The sequence below is a fragment of the Enterovibrio makurazakiensis genome, assembly GCF_050336585.1.
Lineage (GTDB): Bacteria > Pseudomonadota > Gammaproteobacteria > Enterobacterales > Vibrionaceae > Enterovibrio > Enterovibrio gelatinilyticus.
In genome coordinates this window covers 124425-140969 of the sequence record NZ_JAKJSE010000015.1, presented here as the reverse complement: position 1 = coordinate 140969, position 16545 = coordinate 124425, and the positions used below count along the sequence as shown (strand labels likewise).

Sequence of the window (16545 nt, the reverse complement as noted above, 5' to 3'; positions counted from 1 at the left end):
GGCCAAAAGCATCACGATGGTAACGCGACATACTGACTTTGCGTTGATTCAACGCCCATTAACGCAGATAAGAATATTAAGAAAAACAAAGGCTGCCTATCGGCAGCCTTTTTGTTATCTCTCGCTTTATATGTATTTCTACAAGTTTTCTTCAGCAAACTCCGCCAAGCGGCTTCGCACCACACCATTGAGATAAACGCATGCGCTGCCTTCAAAGTTCTTGAAGCGCTCAACGATATACGTCAACCCTGATGTCACAGGTGTTAAGTACGGGCTATCAATCTGTGCCAAGTTACCGGAACAGACAATCTTCGTGCCTTCACCACAGCGCGTAATAATGGTTTTAAGCTGTGATGCAGTGAGGTTTTGACACTCATCCAGAATCACAAACGCATTCTGGATCGAACGTCCGCGCATAAAGTTAATGGATTTAAACTGAATGTTGGCTTTATCCATGATATATCGCATGGAGCCATCGGTGCATTCGTCATTCTTATGCAGCGCTTCGAGCGTATCGGTCACTGCGCCAAGCCAAGGAAGCATTTTCTCTTCCTCTGTGCCCGGCAAGAAGCCTATTGATTCGGCGATTTCTGGGGTGTTTCGAGTGACAATAATTTTGTCATACATGCCCTTTTCCACCACCTGCTCAAGCGCGGCAGCCATGGCAAGAATGGTTTTACCACACCCCGCAGGCCCAGTGAGGATCACTAAATCGACACTGGGATCAAGCAAGGCATCGACTGCCATTCCTTGATAGATATTCTTTGGACGAACGCCCCATGCTTCACGATGCATTAAACGTTCGCGGCTGATGTCTTTTAGCTGAAGTTCACCGTCGGTGAGTCCAACCACGCGCCCAGCGAAGTCCTTGCCTTCATCAAGGAGGTACTGGTTGATATAGGTGTTGTCGACCATTTCACGTGGAACCGTGTGCAGCGTTGTTCTTCCGCTGTTTCGCGTTTCACATTGCCCGACTCTGTCCCAGAAGCTGCCCTCAAAGACTTGAAAGCCTTTGGTCAGTAAGCTGACGTCATCAATAAGTTGATCAGTTCGATAGTCCTCAACATACAATACGCCCGCCCCTTTGGCGCGAAGTCGCATGTTTATGTCTTTGGTGACTAGAACCACTTTGCGAGGTGTGCGTTTAGCTTGCAGGAACAAAACGGCGTTGAGGATTCGGTTATCACCTGCCTTATCGGCAAAGGCTTGTACTGTTTCTTTGATTTCAAAATCCACAAGGATTGAAACCGTGCCGGTCGCTCCTTCTTTGCCTACCACGATCCCTTCTGAGATCTGGTCCGGCGTTGCGTCTTTGAATATATCTTCGAGGGCCCGAATCGCTACCCGTGCATCACGAGACACATCTCGCTTGCTGTCTTTGATTCGGTCAAGCTCTTCGAGGACAGTCATCGGAATGACCACATCATGTTCTTGAAATGAATAGATGGCGAATGGTTCATGAAGCAGGATGTTGGTATCCAGCACAAAGAATTTCCGTTCGGCATCGCCCATAGACACCTCCTTGGTAACATAGGCAAGTGGGATTCCCACATATTCCCAAATGACAATTGTCTTTGTGATAAAGACACTGTCATCGGGGTATATTCTTAATCGTAAGACAATTTCAACGAATTACCCGTCGACAAGCCCACATTTTCATTAATTTGTTGCCTATTTGTTACACGCGCCAAATTTACTACATTGACCGTGACCATGCTCACAACTTCAAGTACCATTAGCAGCCATTTTCTGAGTGCTCAACATGACCTACAATGTAGTTCTCAAGAAGCACGCTCCAATTTGTGTCAGCTTTAACCAGAGGTTTCTTCCCTTATGCCATACGCCCTCGGACAACGTTGGATCAGCGATACTGAAAGTGACCTAGGTCTTGGTACCGTGGTTGCTATCGACGCCCGTACCGTTACCCTAATGTTCCCTGCCAGCGAAGAAAATCGTTTATACGCCCGCAGCGACGCGCCAATCACCCGTGTCATGTTTAACGTGGGTGACACTATTGAAAGCCACGATGGCTGGTTTTTACAGGTCGAGCACGTTGACGAAGAACAAGGCGTTCTAACCTACACAGGTCAACGCACTGACACAGGCGAAGATAACGTCAAGCTCCGCGAAATCTTGCTGAGCCACCAAATTCGATTTAACAAACCACAAGACAAACTGTTCGCTGGTCAAATAGACCGGATGGATCGCTTTGCACTTCGCTATCGCGCCCTGAAAAACCAATATGAGCAACACAAAAGCCCAATGCGTGGTTTGTGTGGTATGCGTGCAGGCCTGATCCCGCACCAGCTATTCATCGCTCATGAAGTGGGCAGACGCCATGCTCCTCGTGTACTGCTGGCAGACGAAGTGGGTTTGGGTAAGACCATTGAAGCGGGCATGATCATCCACCAGCAGGTGCTGTCTGGTCGCGCTTCTCGCGTACTTGTTGTTGTGCCTGAAACGCTGCAACACCAATGGCTTGTAGAAATGCTTCGCCGTTTTAACCTGCATTTTTCCGTGTTCGACGAAGAACGTTGTGTTGAAGCCTTCGCTGATGCCGACAACCCGTTCGACACCGCTCAGTTGGTCCTGTGTTCGCTCGATTTCTTGCGTAAAAGCCGCAAGCGCGCAGAGCAAGCAGCGGAAGGCGAATGGGATTTGCTTGTGGTTGATGAAGCGCACCACCTTGAGTGGAGCGAAGAGAAGCCAAGCCGCGAATATCAAGTCATCGAAGGTATTGCTGAAAATACGCCAGGTGTGTTGCTACTGACCGCGACACCCGAACAGCTAGGCCACGAAAGCCATTTCGCTCGCTTGCGCCTGCTCGATCCTGACCGTTTCTATGACTATCAAGCGTTCGTTAAAGAAGAGCTTCAGTACGCTCCCGTTGCTGATGCCGTCAGCCAATTGCTGTCTAACGAAGCATTGAGCAATGAAGCGAAGAACAGCATCACTGAGCTGTTGTCTGAGCAAGACGTTGAGCCGTTGCTCCGTATTGTCGAAGCCAATGACGTTGACGACCTTCAACAACGCGACGCTCGAAATGAATTGATAGATAACCTGATGGATCGTCATGGCACCGGCCGTGTCCTGTTCCGTAACACACGCGCAGCCATTCAAGGCTTCCCGCAACGTCACCTGAACTTATACCCCTTGGCCTTGCCATCACAGTATCAAACAGCGATGCGCGTGGCGGGGATCATGGGCGCAGGCAATCAAAGCCTTGAGCAAAAAGCCGTTCAGTGGCTGTACCCTGAAGATATTTATCAGCAATTTGAAGGCGAAGACGCTAGCTGGTGGGGATTCGACCCGCGCATTGATTGGCTGCTCGACTTGCTTAAATCAAACCGCCAAGAAAAAGTGCTGGTTATTTGCTCTCGAGCGCAAACGGCTTTGTCATTAGAGCAAGCATTGCGTGAGCGTGAAGGCATTCGTGGCACCGTATTCCATGAAGGGATGTCGATTTTAGAACGTGATAAAGCAGCAGCTTACTTCGCTCAAGACGAAGCTGGCGCGCAAGTGCTTATCTGTTCTGAGATTGGTTCTGAAGGTCGTAACTTCCAGTTTGCAAACCAACTGGTGATGTTCGACTTGCCAATGAACCCTGACCTGCTTGAGCAACGCATCGGCCGTCTTGATCGCATCGGTCAAAAGCGCGATATCGAAATTCACGTTCCTTTCATGATCGGGACTTCGCAGGCGCTATTAGCACGTTGGTACAATGAAGGCCTTAATGCCTTTGAAGAAACCTGCCCAACGGGTCGCGCGGTATTCGAACACGTTCAAGATGATCTATTGCAGTTGCTAGCGAAAGGCAGCATCGACGACTCACTTGATACCTTGGTTGAAACCAGCGCAGAAATGCACCACCGCTTGAAAGGCGAACTGGAAAAAGGTCGCGATCGCTTGCTAGAAATGCACTCGAATGGCGGTGATGAAGCAAAAGCTCTGGCAGAGAAAATCGCTTCTCTCGACGGCGACACCAACTTGGTAACGTTCGCATTGGGTCTGTTTGACACTGTGGGCCTAAACCAAGATGACAAAGGCGAAAACGCTATTGTTGTCACACCGTCTGAGCATATGCTGGTATCAAGCTATCCAGGGTTACCAAGTGAAGGTTGCACCATTACCTTCGATCGCGAAACGGCATTATCACGCGAAGACATGCGCTTTATCACTTGGGAACACCCGATGATCCAAGGCGGCATTGATTTACTCCTATCAGAAGACGTGGGCTCTACGGCGGTATCTTTGCTTAAAAACAAAGCCTTGCCTGTGGGCACACTGTTCCTAGAGCTTCTGTACGTTGCCGATGCGCAAGCGCCGAAAAGCTCTGGCATCCACCAATTCTTGCCGGCTGCGCCTATCCGAGTTTTGCTTGACGCAAAAGGCAATGATTTGGCAGCTCAAGTGGAGTTTGAAGGCTTTAACCGTCAGTTAAGCCCAGTGAATCGCCACCTTGGTAGCAAACTGGTCTCTTCCGTACAGACTCAAATTCATGGTTTGATTGAAATGGGCACTCCGATTTCACAAGCGCACCTCGCGACAGTGAAGGAAAGCGCCGAAGCGGAAATGACCACCAAACTGCGCAGTGAACTGGATCGTCTTCAGGCACTGAAAGCGGTGAACCCAAACATTCGTGATGATGAATTAGAAAGTTTGGAGTCACAGATGGCAGATTTGCGCACTTACATCAGTCAGGCACAAGTTCGTCTTGATGCACTGCGAGTGATCGTGGTCAGCCACCAGTAAGCTTCTCTGAGCACATCGATTAAGGCACTGCTTCGGCGGTGCCTTTGTTTTTCTACCCTCATATCCCACCACCTCAAAGTAGGTCCATGCCTGTTCAGCGAGAATGTGTTTGGGTATAGCCTTTCAAGCGTGTCGTGCTACACTTTCGGCCGTTTAATTTTCGAGCGAACTCATGAGCGACTTTATCTACAATCCGCCAACAGAGCCTTGGCTGGATGTTATTTATCAGGACGATGACATTATCGCCCTCAATAAACCCAGCGGACTGCTAACGAATCCTGGTCGCGATCCTGCGCACTACGACAGTGCTTGGTCTCGTATCAAGAAAGAGTTTCCAAACGCCGAATTGGTGCATCGCCTTGATATGTCCACATCAGGTCTGATTGTGTTCGCCAAACACAAAGAGGCTGAGCGTCACCTTAAAGCGCAATTTCGTGAACGCATCACCCACAAACTTTATTACGCTCGCGTATGGGGCAATGTGGAAAATGATGAAGGTCGCGTTGATTTACCTTTGATTTGTGACTGGCCGAATCGCCCCAAACAAATGGTATGTTTCGAAAATGGCAAACCCTCGGTCACAGATTACGAAGTGATCAAGCGTGAGAGAAAAACCACCTTGATGCGCCTTTTGCCTATCACGGGTCGCTCTCACCAACTTCGCGTGCATATGCTGGCACTGGAGCACCCTATTGTCGGTGACGAGTTCTACGCCTATCCACAAGCCTACAAGTATTCACCGCGCTTACAACTTCATGCGGGCGAACTCTGCTTTTTACACCCAGGAACTGGCGAACCGATGCACCTATCTGCGCCTTGTGATTTTTACGCTAATGCGCCTTCTGATACATTGGTCAAACGTGGCATTCAAGCAGACCCAAGTTTGTTGAAATAGCGTAATCAACGTTCTACAGTGGCGGAAAAAGGAAGTCCGCCATGGAAAAGATTGTTTTTCTCGACAGCGCCACCATCCCCGCTCACATTCGTATTCCTACGCCTTCTTTCCCCCATCATTGGGAAAGTTATGAGTCCACGTCACAGGATCAGGTACTTAGTCGTCTTGCGGATGCCAGCATTGTTATCGCTAATAAGGTCGAACTTAGCGGCGAGATACTCTCACAGTTACCCTCATTAAAGTTGATAGCCGTTTCTGCCACAGGCTATAACAACGTGGATACCGACTGGTGCCATGCCAATCACTTACCAGTTTGTAATATCCGTGGATATGCCACGCGATCGGTGCCCGAGCACGTGATGGCGCTGACTTTCTCGCTTCGCCGAAACCTCAATGCATACCACAGAGATATTGAAAACGGGGTGTGGAAGGAAAAAAATCAATTCTGTTTTTTCACCCATCCCATTGGTGATATAGCAGAAGCCACGTTAGGGATAGTCGGCTCTGGAAGCCTAGGGCAAGGCGTTGAAGCCTTAGCCAAAGCCGTGGGCATGAAAGTTATCCGCGCCGAGCGTAAAGGCGCAGAGCAAACCCGCGAAGGGTATGTCTCGTTTGATTCCGTGCTTGAACAAGCTGATGTCGTCACACTGCACTGTCCACTCAATGAAGGGACACTGAACATGATTAGCGAAGACGAGTTGGCCAAGATGAAGCCTTCTGCTATCTTGATTAATGCGGGTCGCGGTGGGTTAGTCGACGAGAAAGCACTGGTTCAGGCGTTAAAGAAAGGCGTCATTGCTGGCGCAGGGGTCGATGTGTTCACACAAGAGCCCGCCACCCTAACCAATCCCTTGCTTGCCCATGCAGGCATGCCAAACCTGATACTGACTCCGCACGTCGCATGGGGCTCTGATTCCAGCATTCAGGCACTCGCCAACCAGTTAACCGAAAACCTGGATGCTTTCGTGGCTGGCGAACCACAGAACTTGGTGTAAGAAAAACGCGATGACCAAATCCGTCACCGAAAATTGTTACCCATAAATTCGGTATCAGAGAAGGGCTATTTAAAGCCCTTTTCTTTTTTAATCAAATCGTAGGCACCTTGGATCTCTTGCGCTTTTTGCTTGGCAATTTCCATCATCTCTGGCGGAAGACCCTTCGCGGCCAGTTTGTCTGGATGGTGCTCGTTCATCAACTTGCGATGAGCACGCTTAATCGTTTGCCCATCAGCATCCTCATCCACCCCTAGGATTTGGTATGCGCCTTTCAAACGCTGGCCGTTGTCAGGTTGCCATTGCTGGTGATGCCCTTCGCCACTTCCACCATGCTGTTGGTAGAACTTGAATGCCGCTTCTTGCATCGCAAGACGCTGTTCAAGTTGTTGGCGAGAGAAACCTAGCATATCGGCTATGGTATAAAGCACTTGGCGTTCGCTAGGCTGAACGGTGCCATCGGCGTACGCTGCTTGAATTTGAACTTCTAAGAAAAACTGCAATAAATCAAAGCGCCCACCTGTCGTGCGCTTTACATCTCGAAGTACATCTTCCAATGGAAAACCGCTTTCTTTGCCTTCGCGAAATGCATCTTGCGCCTGACGACGCGCTTCGCCTTGTAGACCCATTCGGTCCATCAAGACGGAAGCTAAGCGGATTTCATTTTGTGTTACCTGACCTTTGGCTTTGGCAACATGTCCCATAACCGCGAATGTGGCATGGAAATAAGCCTGCTGACGCGCTTGTTGATTCTCGCCACGAAAACCTCCACCCAATGCGCTATTTTGTCTGGCTTTATCGAACTTATGACCTAAAAACAGACCTAACAATAATCCAAATGGCCCACCTAGCAGGTAACCAAAGAATGCCCCAAGTACTTTTCCCCAAATCGCCATGCTTATTTCTCTTTTTGATTAACCTATCGCGTTTGCAACAACATACTGCTCACTCATACCCAAACCACCTTTAAAATATTGATGACAGAGGTCGTTTGGGTATATGAGTAATTTGCATTATCATAACCCACATTTTGCAGCAAAATTTGCCGACACGCAGCGCCAGTGTATAACAGTGCCGTATGCCAACAACAGGATTGAGTTTTAATGTCACCGACTGCCAAAAGTTTTTTGTCCTCCATGATTTGGCTAGCGTTGTATGGCCAAGCGATGGCGGAAGAGGCAAACGACGCGCCAAACAACACCCAACCTTTGGTTATCCCAACTGCAACTTGCCTTGCACCAGAGTACCGTTGCCTTCCTGCAAACTCGCAGACAGGCGACATTAACAATGCTCCCGTCATCATTGTTGCAGACCATGCCGAAGCGAAAGCAAACGAGAAAGCGATTTATCGCGGTGACGTCATTGTGACTCAAGGCAACCGCACCGTGAAGTCGGACACTGCCACTTTACGTCAGCCAGAAAATATCGTCACGGCGGAAGGCAACGTCTATTTTCATGACGGCGAAATCGCAGTAAAAGGCAAATCTCTTCAATCGAACCTCGACACTGAAGACACCACACTGACCGATGCCACCTACAACATGATGTGTGAACCTGGGCGCGGACAAGCAAAACGAGTATTCAAAAACGGAACCACTTTCTATGAGTTAGAAGATGGAACCTACACAACCTGCCCTGACAATGATGACAGTTGGCGTTTTAGTGCAGGAAAAATTGAAAAAGAAGATGGCGATATATTTGCCGACCTTTACCATGCGCGCTTTGAAATCCTCGACACCCCTATTTTCTATCTTCCTTACCTGCGCGTTCCCGTTGAAGATGGCCGATTAACCGGTTTTCTATACCCATCAATCAGCTGGAATGACAATGATGGGGTTGAAATCTCGACCCCATTTTATTGGAACATTCATCCGCAAGCGGACATGCTGATCACGCCAAAATATATGTCAAACCGTGGCCTTTTTATGACCATGGAGCCTAATTATTTGACACGAGCTGGCAGTGGCGGCATGACGTTCGAATACATGGGCGAGGACAAGCTATATCCCAACATCGATAAAAGCTGGGGCTTTAACTGGCGTCACTCTGGCATCCAAAACCACTGGAAGTACGATGTAGATTACAGTCAAGTCAGTGATATTAGTTATTTCTCCCGCCATACGGACTCTCGCGTTGGTAGTCGTGAAGACAATACTTTGTTGCAAACGGGCGATGTGTCATACCGAGATGTCAATTGGGATAGCACCCTGAGCGTGCGTAATTTCCAGTCGTTGAGTCCAAACACATCGGTCTATCGCCTGTTGCCACAACTTGCCATGAACTATTATCGCCCCGAACTTGGCTATGGCATGGGCTTCTCAATGCCTGCGCAAATCAGTAAATTTGCGACAGATAATGACAGCAAACCTGATGCGTTGCGTATCAACCTTGAGCCCACACTCGTGCTGCCTTATAACTTGCCGTGGCTTAGCGCTTCCGCCGAAGGTAAGGTGTATTACACCTATTATGACCAATCCAATATCGAGGGTGTAACAGGCTACAACGGGGAAACACTAGACAGCACTGTCTCACGCGCGGTTCCAATGGCAAGACTGCATGGTATGGTCACGCTGGAACGAGAAGGGGCGCTTTTTGGCAACAGTTATACTCAAACACTGGAACCACAGGTTCAATACTTGTATATCCAAGACGTTGACCAAAGTGGTATCTACAACCCCGTCAATTATGCGGGAGGCGGCTATGATACAGCACGCCTTCAAACCGATTACTACGGTTTGTTTCGTGCTAATCAGTTCAGTAGCGTTGACTATATAAATCCGGCCAATCAATTCACTGTAGGTGCCGCGTCGCGCTTTTTTGATGATGCCTACAAAGAGCGCTTTAACGTCGCTTTCGGCCAAATCTACTATCTAGACACGCCGAGCAATCAAGATGAAACATCAATAAATTATTCAGCGTGGGCCATCGAGAGCGAACTCAACGTCAATGATAAGCTGTTTGTGCGTGGCTCATTGGAATATGACAGCAACTTAAGTAACCTCCAGTTTGGTAATGCCACGGTGGAATATCGAGATGGTGGCTTCTTCGCACAAACCAGCTATCGCTATGTATCAAAAGATTACATATCCAGTACCATTGGGGCCAACAACTTGGATCTGATCACGGAAGATGGCATTTCCCAAGCAGGGTTAGTGACAGGCTTCCCCATCACTGACAGTGTAAATTTTACCGGGCAGTATTTTCACGATTTGACCCAAGATTTGATGCTGGAGAATCAATTAGGCATCACTTATACCTCGGCCTGTTGGGTCATAGGGTTGCACTACAACGAGTACTTAATGGCGCGAAGCAACATCAATAACCCTGCCGTTTATGACAACAGTATTTCCCTGTCCTTCAGCTTATTGGGACTTGGCGCAAACGCAGGTTTTGGTTATAGCACCGGCAGCGGCAATGCACTGGGCTACAGAAGCCCATTTGGCTTAAAGAATTAATAGTGAGATTTTGGAACCGCTAATGAATAAATGGACGAAAGCTTTACTGGCATCAGCAATCTCAGCCAGTTCGTTGTCAATCTCTGCCGCTCCGGCAGAACTCGATCGCGTGATCACCGTGGTGAATGAAGGCGTTATTCTGTCGAGTGATGTTGAGGCATTGAAAAAAACAGTCACTCTCAATGCGAGCGCAGAATCACTGCCACCTGCTGACGTATTTGAACAACAGGTTCTCGATCAGCTCATTTTAGAAGAGCTTCAACTTCAAGAAGCAAACCGTCTTGGCATCCGTATCGACGATACCCGTTTAGAGCAAGCAATTGAAGATATTGCTAAAGAGCGAAATATCTCGGTCGCCAAGCTAAGGGAAAGCCTCAAGCAAAGCGGGATTTCTTGGTCTGAATATCGTGACCAAATTCGCCGTGAAATCACTATCAGTGAAGCACGAAACGCGCAAGTGCGTCGCCGTATCAACATCCTGCCTCAGGAAGTAGAATCGCTGGCGTCACAACTTAACGCAAAAAACCTCGAAAAGGTTCAGTATAAACTTAGCCACATTCAGCTGCGCTTAGACGAAGATGCTGAAAAGTCGGAACGCGACGCTGTCGCCGCTAACGCTGATGAACTCGCTTCCCAGCTCAAACGCGGTAAAGATTTCGCGACGCTGGCACTGGCTAATTCAAAAGGGCCAAAGGCACTTAATGGTGGCGACTGGGGTTGGCTGCGACTTGAAGAAATGCCAACTATCTTTGCTGACCAAATTGGCAACAATGGTAAAGGTGCCATTTTAGGACCGTTCCGAAGTGGTGTCGGATATCACATTCTAAAGATCACAGATGTTCAAGGTCTTGAGTCTGTTGCCGTCACTGAAGTCAAAGCGCGTCATATTCTGATCAAAACATCGATAGTATTGAGTGATGAAGGTGCAAAACGCCAATTGGACTTAATGCTCAAGCAGATCGAAAACGGTGATAAAACCTTTGAGGATTTAGCCAAGCAATACAGCGCAGATCCAGGCTCTGCCGTGAAAGGCGGTGATTTAGGCTGGCAGACAACCGAAATTTACGTCCCAGAGTTTAAAGATACAGTAGATGCCCTTCCTGAAGGCGAAATCAGCGAACCGTTTAAAACCGTTCACGGCTGGCACATTGTCGAAGTGCTTGATCGTCGCCAAGCCGATCGCACCGACGCTGCAATGCAGAATCGTGCCTATCGTATGCTTTTGAATCGGAAATTTAATGAAGAAGCACAAGCATGGTTGCAAGAGCTTCGTGCTGGTGCTTATGTCGAACAAATTGGTGACACGGATGAAAGCTAATCCACAACGCATCGCTATCACGCCAGGAGAACCGGCAGGTATTGGTCCTGATCTTGTTCTCGCTTTGGCTCATGACGCATGGGAACACGAGTTGGTCATTTGCGGCAATAAAGAGATGCTTGCACAACGTGCCAAGCTATTGGGTCTCAACGTCAATTTGGTGGATTATAACCCTGATGCCGCTCCAAAAGCGCACACACCAGGGACACTCGTTGTGTGTGATGAGCCGATGGGGGCAGACGTTATTGCTGGTCAGCTTAATGAAGCCAACGGCAAATATGTATTAAACACATTGAGTCGAGCCGCTGAAGGCAACATGCAAGGTGAATTCGCCGCCGTGGTGACAGGCCCTGTTCACAAGGGCGTGATTAACCGCTCTGGCGTATCATTCAGTGGGCACACTGAGTTTTTCCAGCATCAGGCCAATGTTCAACAAGTTGTGATGATGCTGGCAACCGAAGGGTTGAGGGTGGCATTAGTTACTACCCATATTCCTTTGGCTTATGTGTCAAAAGCCATCACCGAAGAACGTCTTTTCCAAGTCATTGAAATTCTCAATGACGATCTAAAAACCAAGTTTGGTATTGCTGAGCCTAAAATCTATGTATGCGGTTTGAATCCGCATGCGGGTGAAGATGGCTGTTTGGGCAGAGAAGAAATTGACGTCATTGAGCCAGCTCTAGAAAAGTTGCGTGAACAAGGGATGAACCTGATTGGTCCGCTCCCTGCTGACACTCTCTTTCAAGACAAGTACCTGAAAGAAGCTGATGCCGTGCTTGCGATGTATCACGATCAGGGCTTGCCTGTGTTAAAATTTAAAGGATTTGGAAAGTCGGTCAACATTACGCTTGGCTTACCTTTCATCCGAACTTCTGTAGATCATGGTACCGCATTGGATTTAGCGGGTACCGGAACGGCGGATACTGGAAGCCTGCGGACTGCGCTCTCCCACGCCCTCGAATTAGTAGATAAGAAATCATGAGCGATAATGTCCATCTAGGTCACCGCGCCCGTAAGCGCTTTGGTCAGAACTTCCTAAACGACCCGTACATCATTGACGGTATTGTGTCTGCAATCAATCCTTTGCCAGGTGAAAATCTCGTGGAAATCGGCCCTGGTCTAGGTGCACTAACCGAGCCAGTTGCGCGCGAAATCGACAAAATGAGCGTGGTTGAACTCGACCGAGATTTGGCTGAACGTCTTCGCCACCATCCGGAACTGTCGAAAAAACTAACTATTTATCAAGGCGATGCAATGAAGTTTGACTTCGCATCCCTATCGTCGCCAGAAAACCCGCTGCGTATTTTTGGTAACTTGCCATACAACGTGTCTACACCACTCATGTTCCACTTGTTCACCTTTACAGGTGCAGTGAAAGACATGCACTTTATGCTTCAAAAAGAAGTGGTAAATCGCCTTGCTGCGGGTCCGAATAGTAAAGCCTATGGTCGCTTGACCGTGATGGCACAATACTACTGCAAAGTTGTTCCAGTACTTGAAGTGCCACCAGAGGCGTTTACACCAGCACCAAAAGTCGACTCTGCGGTTGTGCGTCTGATCCCGCACAAAGAGTTGCCACACCCTGCAACCAGCCTGAAATGGCTAGAACGTGTCTGTCGAGAAGGTTTTAACCAACGCCGTAAAACCGTGCGTAACTGCTTTAAGGCATTGGTTGAAGTAGAGACTTTGGAATTGTTGGGCATCAACCCTACAGCCCGTCCTGAAAGCCTATCGCTTGGGCAGTTTGTTGCGTTAGCAAACTGGTTGGATGCAAATCACCAACAACAATAACAATAGAAAGAAAAGGAAGCGCGACAGGGATGGTTAATAACAAATTTATGGTTCGGGTTGTCACTCACTATGTTGAAGAGCAGTCCGAACCAGACAAAAAGCGCTATGTCTTCTCGTACACGATCACCATTGAAAACAATGGCGATCGTGACGCACAACTTCTACGTCGTAAATGGCTTGTCACTGACTCAAATGGCAAAAAACTGGTCATTGAAGGTGATGGCGTGGTCGGTGAGCAGCCTCACATTCGTGCTGGCGAGCAATACACCTACACCAGTGGCACTGTTATCGAAACACCAGTAGGTGCGATGCAAGGCTTCTACACCATGGTTGATTTGAATGGCAAAGAGTTTGATATTGAAGTCATGCCTTTTCGCCTCGCCTTACCCAATATTCTTCACTAGCTTTTAGGAACTTTCGTGGCGACTTACCTTGTCGGTGATATCCAAGGCTGCTTTGACGATCTTAGAGCACTTTTAGATACTGTCAGCTTCAATGAAAAGCACGATCACCTCTATCTTGCAGGCGATCTTGTTGCTCGTGGACCGGATTCCTTGTCAGTCTTACGCTTTGTGAAATCTCTTGGTGATCATGCGCATACGGTACTCGGCAATCATGACCTTCATTTGTTAGCCGTCGCCGAAGGATTCAAAAAACCAAAAGCGAAAGACAAAACCCAACCAATTTTGGATGCCTCAGACAGAGATGAACTGCTGCATTGGCTTCGACAGCAACCTTTGCTGTTGCATTACGATAAACGAAACGAGCTCGTCCCCGGTTTTGTGATGACTCATGCAGGGATCCCACCGTGCTGGGATCTTCAGAATGCCAAACATCACGCCAAACGAGTCGAAAAGATCCTACGAGGGGATGACTATCACTGGCTGCTCCAAAACATGTATGCCAATGAGCCTACACACTGGTCAAATGAACTAGAAGAGATCGAGCAATACCGATACACCATCAACGCTTTCACTCGTATGCGTTTTTGTTTGAAAGATGGTGCTCTCGACATGGCGTGTAAACTGCCTCCAGACCAAATGCCCCATGGGGAACTTGTACCTTGGTTTGAAGTTACGCCAAGGCAAAACATTGAAGAAACACTCGTATTTGGACATTGGGCGGCGCTCGGTGGCGTGGTTAATCGCCATCTAATGGGACTCGACACAGGTTGTGTCTGGGGAGGATCACTAACGATGATCCGTTGGGAAGATGGGCAAAGATATTCACTTCCTTGCCCAATACATGCTGATTAGCGTCGATACCTATACCCAATCAACCTGAAGATGCTCGATTTCAGAGGCCATCAGTGCGTTCAATTCAAGGCAAATTTTTGTAGAAATAGTCATTCTATCTCACAGGAATTTAACGATGAAGTGGACGCACTGAGGGCCTCCCTTCGGGCGAGTTTACTGAATCCTGCATCTTCAGATTGTTTGGGTATAAGCAATTTGACTATCGATCAAGTACAACAAATTCCATGTTGTACTTGTTCTTTTCATCAGCATCAAAATACTCAGAATGGCTGGTTACCCATCCCTCTCCCCATTCAGGAAAACAAGTATCCCCATCAATATCTGCATCAATGAACGTTAAATACAAACGATCAGCTTTAGGAAGTGATGCGCCATAGATTGTACCACCACCGATGATCACCGCTTCTTCTACACCATCAACCAAGATCAGCGCCTCTTCGATGCTGGTGGTGCTTTCAACACCTTCAGCCATCCACTCACTGTTACGACTGATCACTATGTTTCGACGCCCTGGCAACGGCCTACCTATCGATTCATACGTTTTTCGCCCCATGATCACAGGTTTTCCCAGCGTATTGCGTTTGAACCAACCAAAGTCGGCAGGCAGGTGCCATGGCATCGTATTATCTTTTCCAATGACTCTGTTTTTCGCCATCGCTGCGATCATGCTGATTTTCATCGTGAGCGGATTTCCTTTGTTGTTAAGCATCGTGTCTTGCTCTGTGGTCGCTATGCTACACCACGGACTTTCTTCGGTAAAACAAGAGTCCTGGCATTGCTAGTCCGATCGCCAACGCTGCGATAATAAACAGCGCTTTAATACCATTGTTCATCATGGTTGCCCAAAGCGCGTCACTGACTCCCAAACTATTAATTTCCACTAATGCAATCATGGCCTTGAATGCAAAAACACCTGGCACCATCGGAATAATCGCAGCAACCGTAAATACTTTAGGATGCGCCATGAAGCGTTGAGACCAATACACACCCACCATTCCTACCAAGGTCGCCGCACACAGTGTCGCCCATTCAATCGGCACGCCGTAGTGCATCAAAAGGTATCGACTTCCATGCCCAATAGCACCACCAATTGCACAGTATTTTAGTGCCTTTACAGGCACATTAAACACCAAAGCAAACCCAACAGCGGGGATTGCAGCAAAAAACATATCATGAAGAAGGCCAAGTAACAGGGTCATAACCACCCCCAAATACCCGTCACGTTCATCGCACCGACAATGCCAAGACTTGTGGCTAACGTAAGTAAACTTGCCATCACCCAGCGGGCTATCCCCATGTTGACGTAGCCTTTCACCATGTCAGATACCGCGTTGATCAATGGGAAACCGGGCACCAACATCAGTACCGACGATGCCATGGCAAGATAAGGCTGATTGCCGATACTCATCATTGCGCCGATACTCGACACGAGCGTGGTGACAAATGCCGTGACACCAAAGTTGAGTAAAGGATTGAACTGGCGATGACCTATTTCCTGACGCACAACCATACCGACAAACGAAGCAACAAACGTCAAGACAAACACCGACGCATCGCCACCCGATAAACGACTGAAGCTTGCGCATGATAAGCCAATCACAACAGCGACAAGCCAACGGTTATAACGTTGAGGGGAGATGCGATTCAAACGCGCCTTTACGCCATCTTTATCAAGAAGGTGTTTTTCCGTCATGATCAATATGCGCTGGATCTCAGTGATCACTCGCATGTTGATCCCGCGATCAGGACAGCGGCGTGCAGTCGTAATGCAGTGATCATTATGTATGGTGGTGATCACCATTGAACTGGCCGATAACGATATCTCCACGCTATCCAAGCCAAGTGCCTCACCCAAACGGCAACAAATATCACTCACCAAACGGCTTTCTGCACCGTGCTGCAACAGCATTTGCCCTGTCTGACTCACTAATCGAGACACACTCCGCTGCGCATCTTCATCCATTTCAGCCACTCCTTGCACCATGCTCACTCCTTGATTGATATTAATAGCAATGCGGTGAACTTCGGTTTTACGTGAGTTTCCGTCGGTTTACTTTGATATGGATGAAAAAAAACCGCCTCTATG

General features: G+C 48.3%; 14 protein-coding genes. 9 read left to right on the top strand and 5 right to left on the bottom strand.

Features of this window, described 5'->3' with window-relative positions; all coding sequences use genetic code 11:
• Positions 1-138 precede the first annotated feature (138 nt).
• Positions 139-1512, bottom strand: coding sequence for a PhoH family protein (locus L4D06_RS12700; protein WP_028023530.1), 1374 nt, complete (start codon positions 1510-1512; stop codon positions 139-141).
• A 321-nt stretch (positions 1513-1833) separates the two neighbouring features.
• Between L4D06_RS12700 and rapA the strand changes: the two genes are divergently transcribed.
• The 3 genes from rapA to L4D06_RS12685 all read left to right on the top strand — a co-directional run bounded on the left by rapA (position 1834) and on the right by L4D06_RS12685 (position 6642).
• Positions 1834-4752: an RNA polymerase-associated protein RapA gene (gene rapA / locus L4D06_RS12695; RefSeq protein WP_429739743.1), complete on the top strand. Its 2919-nt coding sequence runs from the start codon at positions 1834-1836 to the stop codon at positions 4750-4752.
• Between the two features lie 172 nt (positions 4753-4924).
• Entirely contained in the window at positions 4925-5647 is a 723-nt protein-coding gene (gene rluA / locus L4D06_RS12690) for a bifunctional tRNA pseudouridine(32) synthase/23S rRNA pseudouridine(746) synthase RluA (RefSeq protein ID WP_429739741.1), read from the top strand.
• Between the two features lie 41 nt (positions 5648-5688).
• The gene (locus tag L4D06_RS12685) at positions 5689-6642 is read left to right on the top strand and encodes a D-2-hydroxyacid dehydrogenase (RefSeq protein ID WP_429739739.1); all 954 of its coding nucleotides are present in this window, start codon (positions 5689-5691) and stop codon (positions 6640-6642) included.
• A gap of 65 nt (positions 6643-6707) precedes the next feature.
• On the opposite strand, the gene djlA is transcribed toward L4D06_RS12685, so the two are convergent.
• The gene (gene djlA / locus L4D06_RS12680; RefSeq protein WP_274164728.1) at positions 6708-7535 is read right to left on the bottom strand and encodes a co-chaperone DjlA; all 828 of its coding nucleotides are present in this window, start codon (positions 7533-7535) and stop codon (positions 6708-6710) included.
• Between the two features lie 207 nt (positions 7536-7742).
• Here djlA and lptD point away from each other — a divergent pair, with 207 nt between their 5' ends.
• Genes lptD through L4D06_RS12650 form a run of 6 tightly spaced genes read left to right on the top strand, consistent with a single transcriptional unit; the run spans position 7743 to position 14459 of the window.
• Positions 7743-10094, top strand: a complete 2352-nt coding sequence (gene lptD / locus L4D06_RS12675; RefSeq protein ID WP_429739737.1) for an LPS assembly protein LptD — start codon at positions 7743-7745, stop codon at positions 10092-10094.
• 22 nt (positions 10095-10116) lie between these two features.
• On the top strand, positions 10117-11412 hold the full coding sequence (gene surA, locus L4D06_RS12670; protein ID WP_274164726.1) for a peptidylprolyl isomerase SurA: 1296 nt from the start codon (positions 10117-10119) through the stop codon (positions 11410-11412).
• Complete coding sequence (gene pdxA, locus L4D06_RS12665) at positions 11402-12394, top strand: 4-hydroxythreonine-4-phosphate dehydrogenase PdxA (protein ID WP_274164725.1); 993 nt, start codon at positions 11402-11404, stop codon at positions 12392-12394. Before surA ends, pdxA begins: the two co-directional genes overlap by 11 nt.
• Positions 12391-13203: a 16S rRNA (adenine(1518)-N(6)/adenine(1519)-N(6))-dimethyltransferase RsmA gene (gene rsmA, locus L4D06_RS12660; protein ID WP_274164724.1), complete on the top strand. Its 813-nt coding sequence runs from the start codon at positions 12391-12393 to the stop codon at positions 13201-13203. The genes pdxA and rsmA overlap by 4 nt, the downstream gene beginning before the upstream one ends.
• A gap of 29 nt (positions 13204-13232) precedes the next feature.
• Positions 13233-13607 (top strand): Co2+/Mg2+ efflux protein ApaG, encoded by a 375-nt coding sequence (apaG, locus tag L4D06_RS12655; RefSeq protein WP_429739735.1) that lies wholly within the window; start codon positions 13233-13235, stop codon positions 13605-13607.
• A gap of 15 nt (positions 13608-13622) precedes the next feature.
• Positions 13623-14459 (top strand): symmetrical bis(5'-nucleosyl)-tetraphosphatase, encoded by an 837-nt coding sequence (locus L4D06_RS12650; RefSeq protein ID WP_429739733.1) that lies wholly within the window; start codon positions 13623-13625, stop codon positions 14457-14459.
• Between the two features lie 199 nt (positions 14460-14658).
• Here L4D06_RS12650 and folA read toward each other — a convergent pair whose 3' ends face one another.
• From folA to L4D06_RS12635, 3 genes are read right to left on the bottom strand one after another with little or no spacing between them, the layout of a single operon-like run.
• Positions 14659-15138: a type 3 dihydrofolate reductase gene (gene folA / locus L4D06_RS12645; RefSeq protein WP_429739732.1), complete on the bottom strand. Its 480-nt coding sequence runs from the start codon at positions 15136-15138 to the stop codon at positions 14659-14661.
• 55 nt (positions 15139-15193) lie between these two features.
• Positions 15194-15658 carry a threonine/serine exporter family protein gene (locus tag L4D06_RS12640; protein ID WP_274164720.1) on the bottom strand — a complete coding sequence of 155 codons (465 nt, stop codon included), beginning with the start codon at positions 15656-15658 and terminating at the stop codon, positions 15194-15196.
• A complete protein-coding gene (locus tag L4D06_RS12635) occupies positions 15655-16422 on the bottom strand; it encodes a threonine/serine exporter family protein (RefSeq protein ID WP_274164786.1) in 768 nt (255 codons plus the stop codon). The genes L4D06_RS12640 and L4D06_RS12635 overlap by 4 nt, the downstream gene beginning before the upstream one ends.
• Between the last annotated feature and the right edge of the window lie 123 nt (positions 16423-16545).

What these genes read in the sequence shown, in the direction of transcription:
- L4D06_RS12700 (WP_028023530.1), bottom strand. Translation starts at nt 1,512, where the DNA reads ATGGGCGATGCCGAACGGAAATTCTTTGTGCTGGATACCAACATCCTG.
- rapA (WP_429739743.1), top strand. Translation starts at nt 1,834, where the DNA reads ATGCCATACGCCCTCGGACAACGTTGGATCAGCGATACTGAAAGTGAC.
- rluA (WP_429739741.1), top strand. Translation starts at nt 4,925, where the DNA reads ATGAGCGACTTTATCTACAATCCGCCAACAGAGCCTTGGCTGGATGTT.
- L4D06_RS12685 (WP_429739739.1), top strand. Translation starts at nt 5,689, where the DNA reads ATGGAAAAGATTGTTTTTCTCGACAGCGCCACCATCCCCGCTCACATT.
- djlA (WP_274164728.1), bottom strand. Translation starts at nt 7,535, where the DNA reads ATGGCGATTTGGGGAAAAGTACTTGGGGCATTCTTTGGTTACCTGCTA.
- lptD (WP_429739737.1), top strand. Translation starts at nt 7,743, where the DNA reads ATGTCACCGACTGCCAAAAGTTTTTTGTCCTCCATGATTTGGCTAGCG.
- surA (WP_274164726.1), top strand. Translation starts at nt 10,117, where the DNA reads ATGAATAAATGGACGAAAGCTTTACTGGCATCAGCAATCTCAGCCAGT.
- pdxA (WP_274164725.1), top strand. Translation starts at nt 11,402, where the DNA reads ATGAAAGCTAATCCACAACGCATCGCTATCACGCCAGGAGAACCGGCA.
- rsmA (WP_274164724.1), top strand. Translation starts at nt 12,391, where the DNA reads ATGAGCGATAATGTCCATCTAGGTCACCGCGCCCGTAAGCGCTTTGGT.
- apaG (WP_429739735.1), top strand. Translation starts at nt 13,233, where the DNA reads ATGGTTAATAACAAATTTATGGTTCGGGTTGTCACTCACTATGTTGAA.
- folA (WP_429739732.1), bottom strand. Translation starts at nt 15,138, where the DNA reads ATGAAAATCAGCATGATCGCAGCGATGGCGAAAAACAGAGTCATTGGA.
- L4D06_RS12640 (WP_274164720.1), bottom strand. Translation starts at nt 15,658, where the DNA reads ATGACCCTGTTACTTGGCCTTCTTCATGATATGTTTTTTGCTGCAATC.
- L4D06_RS12635 (WP_274164786.1), bottom strand. Translation starts at nt 16,422, where the DNA reads ATGGATGAAGATGCGCAGCGGAGTGTGTCTCGATTAGTGAGTCAGACA.